The organism is Isoptericola sp. NPDC057191, assembly GCF_042670225.1.
In the GTDB taxonomy this organism is placed as follows: domain Bacteria; phylum Actinomycetota; class Actinomycetes; order Actinomycetales; family Cellulomonadaceae; genus Isoptericola.
The window spans coordinates 1-5,156 of the sequence record NZ_JBHUWC010000234.1; the positions used below are offsets into that span (position 1 = coordinate 1).

Consider the following 5,156-nt stretch of genomic DNA (forward strand, 5'->3'; position numbering starts at 1 on the left):
ACGTGGCCCTGGCGGGAGCGCTGGCGGCTCCGGCGTTCCGTGCCCCGCCGGTCAGCCGACCTCGAGGACGGCGACCCGCCACGCGCCGCGCCGCGCCTCCAGGCGGACCGCGGCGGCGCGGACCCGCCCGTCGTCGTCCAGCACCACGGTCGCCTCGGCGACGTCGTCGCCCAGGCGGACGAGGCGTACCCGCCGGACCTGGACCGGGCGGTGGTGCTCGCCTCCGCTGCGTGGGTCGTGGGCCAGGGCGATGCGGGCACGCTCGGCGAGCTGGTCGCGCACCTGCGGCGTGACCCATCGGGCAAGCTGGGCGGAGGGACGTTCTCCGCGCAGCACCTCGACCGCGGCACGGACCACCGCGCAGCACTGTGCGGTCGGGTCGGGAAGCGGTGCGGGATCGTTCTCGCGGAGCGGGCGCTCCGGCAGGTCCGCAGCGTCGTCGTCGACGGTGCGCCGGACGCCTTCTCGGCCGACCCGGACCTTCCGCACCCGCGGGCGGGTGCCCGCCTCGGGGTAGCCGGCCGGACGACCGGAGCGCGGCGGCGCGGAGACCCGCAGGGGCCGTTGCCCCGTCGCCGGGGTGGCGGGTGTCGCCGGCGGTGTCCTCGTCGGCGGCGCGACCGGGTCCTGCGCGGACGTCTCGGCCGAGACAGGATCGGTGGTCGCGGTGGTCGCGGTGGTCGCGGTCATAGGTGGCCTCCGGGGGTGCGGTGTCTCGGACGTCGTGTGCCGTCAGGCAGGGGCGCGCAGGATCTGGCCGGGCAGGATGCGGTCGGGGTCGGGGCCGATGACGTCGCGGTTGGTCTCGTGCCAGCGCGTCACCTCGCGCAGCGTCTCCGCGTCGGAGGGGGTGCCGCCGAGACGGTCCCGGGCGATCGCCCACAGGGTGTCGCCGCGTAGCACCACCCGAGACCCGACGCCGGTCGCGGTCCCTTCCCGCGACGTGGGGGCGCGCGCCACGGGTGCCGCTGCCGGGTCAGCACCCGCGGAGCCCGCGCGGTCCTGCTCGGAGACGGCAGCGGGTGGCACGTCGGAGGTCGGCTGCCAGCCGAGGTCCAGGACGACGGTGCTCTCGCCGGGCGTGGGGCCGTCAGCCGTGTCGTCGGCGGCGAGGGCGGCAGCGGGGGCGAGGGCGAGGCCCGCGCCGACGCCCGCGCCGACAGCGGAACGCACGAGGCGGCGGACGACCAGGGGAGCGAGCCGGTCGACGGCGGACTCGCCCGCCCGCCAGCGGCGGCCCAGCAGCGACGCCCCGACGCACGCGAGCGCGAGCGCGCCGCTCAGGGCCAGCCAGGCCGCGGTGGCGAGCCCGGCACCCAGCACCCCCAGCTCGACCCACCGGTCCACGGTGAGGCTGCCGGCCGCCGACGTGGAGCGCGGGGCCAGCGACGCCGCCCGCACGGTCAGCGCGATCGCGACCACGCCTGCCGCGAAGGAGAGGAGGCCGAGGCGGCCGAGGCCGCTGCTGCGGACCCCGTGCCGCGCAGGTTCGCTGCTGCTGGACATCGTGTCTCCTTCGTCCGTGGCGGTCGACCACGAGTCACATCTGATGATGGCGTTTGATGCTTGTTGGTGGTATCGGATGCTCGATATTGAAGCCGACTGGTGCTGGTCTGTCTACCCGGGCATCCTGTGGGGCACGGCTGACGCGACGAGAGGAGGCCCATGACGGGCACGGGTCCGGCCAGGTGGGAACTGCTGTTCGCCGATCTGGAGGCGCGGTTCGAGGCCGAGATGACGGCAGAGCGCGAGGGGGCCGTCGCCGAGCTGACGCGCGCCGAGCAGGCGTCGATCCCGCTGGTCGACCGGCTGCGTGCGGCGACCGGTGCCGTCGTGCGCGTCGAGCTGCTCGACGGCGAGGCCGTCGAGGGCCGGGTGGCACGGGTGGCGCGCGCGTGGGTCCTGCTCGAGGGTCACGGTGCACGGGGGAGGGTCCAGCACCTGGTGCCGCTGCCGGCGCTCTCCGCCGTCGGCGGACTCGGGCGGCAGGCGGTGCCGTCAGGAGCCCGGACCGACGGGCTCGGGCTGGGTCATGTGCTGCGAGGCCTGCAGCGGGACCGGGCGCGGGTGGTGGTCCGCACGCCGGGCGGCTCGGTGACGGGCCGGATCGGGAGGGTCGGCGCCGACCACCTCGACGTCGAGGAGTCGGACCGGGCACGGCCTGTCGTGCGCACGGTCCCGTTCGGGGCGGTGCTGCGGGTCAGCGAGGCGTAGGCGCTCGCCGAGGGTCAGAGGTCTCCCGACGCGATCCGCTCGCGGGTCCGGGCGTACTGGTGCTCGATGTACTCCTCGAGCTTGCTGGCCTCGACCCGCCACACCTTCTTGGGTCCCACCTGGATCGCGGGCAGCTCGCCCGAGCGCACCAGGGAGTACGCCTGCGTGCTGGAGATGTTCAGCATCTCCTGCACGTCGGCGAGGGAGAGAAACCGACTGGTCATGTCGGCATTCTGGCACAGCGGTGACGGCAGGTGAGCCCAGTTGTCCACAGGGGACCCGCGGGGTGCACGGGGGGTCGCCGATGATAGGTCTCGGCGCGACACCCGCGCCCTCGACCCCGGAGGATGCCCGTGAACCCCGACCCCCTGCCGGCACCCGTCGCAGCGCGCCTGCGTCGTCCCACCTGGCGCGACCCACGGCTGCTCGTCGGCGTCGTGATCGTCGCCGTCTCCGTGGCCCTGGGCTCCTGGGCCGTCTCCTCGGCCGGCCGCACGGTGCCCGTGTATGTCGCGGACGGCACCCTCACGCCGGGCGAGACGGTCGACGTGTCCCGGCTCCGGGCCGTCGACGTGCGCATCGACTCCGGCGTGGAGCTCTACCTGCGGGCCGACCAGGGGCTGCCCGAGGCGACGGTGGCCCTGCGGGTGGTCGACGACGGCGAGCTCGTGGCGCGCTCCGCCCTGGGCGACGCCGCCGAGGTGGACGTCCGTTCCGTGCCGGTGCCCGTCGACCGGTCGATGTCGGCGCGGGTGACGCCGGGCTCCGTCGTCGACCTGTGGGCCGTGCCGGAGGCCCCTGCCGGGGCGAGGGCGCAGGCCGAGGCCCCGTCGCCGCTGGTCACGGGCGTCGTGGTGGAGCAGGTGGACGAGGCAGGCTCGGGGCTCGTCGTGTCGGACGGTGCGACGCTGCACGTGCTCGTCCCCTCGGACGATCTGCCCGCCGTCCTGCGGGCGCTGGCCGACCCGGGGAGCGTCACCGTGGTGCCGCAGGCCGGGGGCGGTGCCTGATGGCCGCAGCGGTGACGGTCCTGTGCGCCGTGCGGGGCGTGGCCGAGACCGACGTCGTCCTGGCGCTCGGCGCGCCGGGGTCGGGGATCACGGTGACCCGTCGCTGCGGCGACCTCGCCGAGCTGCTGGCGGCGGGGGCCGCCGGCGCCGGGGTGGTCGCGGTGGTGTCCGCCGACCTCGCCGGTCTGGACCGCGAGGCCGTCGGGCGGCTGCGGACGGACGGGGTGCGCGTCCTCGCCCTGGCGCACGACGCCACCCCGACGGAGCATCTGCGCGCGCTAGGGGTGGACGCCGTCGTCGAGCCGTACGACGACGCCGCGCTGCTCACGGCGGTCCGGGACGCCGCCACCGCGGTGCGTACCGGGTCCGACGCTCCGGCTGCCGCGCTCGTCCTCGGGCGCGGCGGTGCGGGTGGCTCCCACGACGACCCGCCCTCCGAGGACGGCCGAGCGCGCGACGTCGACGCGGAAGGTGCCGCGTCGCGCGACGGCCGGGTGGTGGCGGTGTGGGGACCGGTCGGCGCCCCGGGCCGGACGACGACGTCGCTCGAGCTCGCGGCCGCGCTCGGTGGGCTGGGCTCGCGGGCACGTGGACGGCACGGCCGGGCACGCCGGGAGGTCGGCGTGGCGCGGCACGACGACGTCCTGCTGGTGGACGCCGACACCTACGGCGCGTCCGTGGCGGCCCGGCTCGGTCTGCTGGACGACGCACCCGGGCTGGCCGCGGTGGCCCGAGCCGCGGGCCAGGGGGCGCTGGACCTGCCGACCCTGGCGCGGCACGCCCCGGTGGTCGGTGGCAGGCTGCGGGTGCTGACCGGGATCACTCGTGCGGCGCGGTGGCCGGAGCTGCCGGCCAGCGCCGTCGAGGTGGTCCTCGAGCGCGCCCGCGAGCTCGTGGAGTGGACGGTCGTCGACTGCGGGGCCCTCGTCGAGGCGGACGAGCTGCTCATGTACGACACCCACGCGCCGCAGCGGAACGCGGCGACCCTCGCTGCGCTGCAGGCGGCGGACGTGGTCGTGATCGTCGGCACGGCGGACCCGGTGGGGATCCAGCGGCTCGTGCGTGGCCTCGAGGACCTGCGCGACGTCCCGGTGCCGGTCGCGGGGGAGCGGGTGGTGGTCGCGAACCGGGTGCGGTCCTCCGCGGTGGGTGCGCGTCCCGAGGCTGCGGTGCGCGACGCGCTCGCGCGCTACGCGGGCGTGGACGACGTGCATCTCGTCCCGGACGACCCCGGGGGGCTCGATGCCGCCCTCCTGTCCGGGCGCACCCTGGCGGAGGAGGAACCGACCTCGCCGGTGTGCGCGGCGTTCGAGGGCCTGGCCGCGCGTGTCCGGGCGGTCACCGCGGCCGCGGTCTGAGCGGCGGCCCGCCGGCCACGGCAGACTGTGCGCATGCGCATCTATGTTCCTGCCACCCTGGACGAGCTCGAAGGCGCGACCGTCGCCGCCGGAGGGGCGCGGTGGGACGTCGCGGCACGCCGGGCGCACGCCGTGACGCCCGCCCTGGAGCGGGAGCTGCCCGACGAGGACGACGAGAGCCGCGAGTACGAGGCGTTCCTCGCCGCCGCGGACGACTCCCTGGCGCTGGTGGCCGGCCGCCGCGTCGCGCCGCCGCTGCGTGTGGTCGTCTCCCTGGACGTGCCGGACGACGCCGCGACGGTCGCTGACGACGCGGACGAGCCCAGCGCGGTGGACGTCGTCGCCCTGCCGGGCGTGGCCGTCGTCGCCGTCCATGTCGACGAGCCGGATGCCGCCGACGACGTGCGGGCGGTGCTGACCGCCGCCGAGGAGGAGAACGACGCCGAGCGGAAGGGCGACGTCGGCGCCACGTCCGAGGAGGCTCTGGACGCTGCGCTCCAGCGCGTCACCGACCGCGACCTGCTCTGGTACGACCCGACCGAGATCCCCCAGATCCCCCGCCCCTGACGTGTTG

The 5,156-nt window shown here is 76.5% G+C and carries 7 protein-coding genes; 4 read left to right on the forward strand and 3 right to left on the reverse strand.

From position 1 onward, the window contains the following. Positions 1-51 precede the first annotated feature (51 nt). Both ACFT55_RS18885 and ACFT55_RS18890 read right to left on the reverse strand, forming a co-directional pair. Positions 52-690, reverse strand: coding sequence for an Rv3235 family protein (locus ACFT55_RS18885; RefSeq protein ID WP_380245387.1), 639 nt, complete (start codon positions 688-690; stop codon positions 52-54). Between the two features lie 42 nt (positions 691-732). Next, positions 733-1,506 carry a LysM peptidoglycan-binding domain-containing protein gene (locus ACFT55_RS18890; RefSeq protein ID WP_380245388.1) on the reverse strand — a complete coding sequence of 258 codons (774 nt, stop codon included), beginning with the start codon at positions 1,504-1,506 and terminating at the stop codon, positions 733-735. Positions 1,507-1,665: 159 nt separating this feature from the next. Between ACFT55_RS18890 and ACFT55_RS18895 the strand changes: the two genes are divergently transcribed. Beyond that, positions 1,666-2,214, forward strand: a complete 549-nt coding sequence (locus ACFT55_RS18895; protein WP_380245389.1) for a hypothetical protein — start codon at positions 1,666-1,668, stop codon at positions 2,212-2,214. Between the two features lie 14 nt (positions 2,215-2,228). Here ACFT55_RS18895 and ACFT55_RS18900 read toward each other — a convergent pair whose 3' ends face one another. Next, on the reverse strand, positions 2,229-2,438 hold the full coding sequence (locus tag ACFT55_RS18900) for a helix-turn-helix domain-containing protein (protein WP_380245390.1): 210 nt from the start codon (positions 2,436-2,438) through the stop codon (positions 2,229-2,231). Between the two features lie 129 nt (positions 2,439-2,567). Between ACFT55_RS18900 and ACFT55_RS18905 the strand changes: the two genes are divergently transcribed. From ACFT55_RS18905 to ACFT55_RS18915, 3 genes are read left to right on the forward strand one after another with little or no spacing between them, the layout of a single operon-like run. Beyond that, complete coding sequence (locus tag ACFT55_RS18905) at positions 2,568-3,224, forward strand: hypothetical protein (RefSeq protein ID WP_380245391.1); 657 nt, start codon at positions 2,568-2,570, stop codon at positions 3,222-3,224. Next, positions 3,224-4,582, forward strand: a complete 1,359-nt coding sequence (locus tag ACFT55_RS18910; protein WP_380245392.1) for a CpaE family protein — start codon at positions 3,224-3,226, stop codon at positions 4,580-4,582. Before ACFT55_RS18905 ends, ACFT55_RS18910 begins: the two co-directional genes overlap by 1 nt. A gap of 33 nt (positions 4,583-4,615) precedes the next feature. After that, positions 4,616-5,149 carry a DUF6912 family protein gene (locus ACFT55_RS18915; protein ID WP_380245393.1) on the forward strand — a complete coding sequence of 178 codons (534 nt, stop codon included), beginning with the start codon at positions 4,616-4,618 and terminating at the stop codon, positions 5,147-5,149. The last annotated feature ends 7 nt before the right edge of the window (positions 5,150-5,156 follow it).

Coding starts and splice junctions, on each gene's coding strand:
- ACFT55_RS18910 (WP_380245392.1), top strand. CDS start 3,224: ATGGCCGCAGCGGTGACGGTCCTGTGCGCCGTGCGGGGCGTGGCCGAG.
- ACFT55_RS18885 (WP_380245387.1), bottom strand. CDS start 690: ATGACCGCGACCACCGCGACCACCGCGACCACCGATCCTGTCTCGGCC.
- ACFT55_RS18900 (WP_380245390.1), bottom strand. CDS start 2,438: ATGACCAGTCGGTTTCTCTCCCTCGCCGACGTGCAGGAGATGCTGAAC.
- ACFT55_RS18890 (WP_380245388.1), bottom strand. CDS start 1,506: ATGTCCAGCAGCAGCGAACCTGCGCGGCACGGGGTCCGCAGCAGCGGC.
- ACFT55_RS18915 (WP_380245393.1), top strand. CDS start 4,616: ATGCGCATCTATGTTCCTGCCACCCTGGACGAGCTCGAAGGCGCGACC.
- ACFT55_RS18895 (WP_380245389.1), top strand. CDS start 1,666: ATGACGGGCACGGGTCCGGCCAGGTGGGAACTGCTGTTCGCCGATCTG.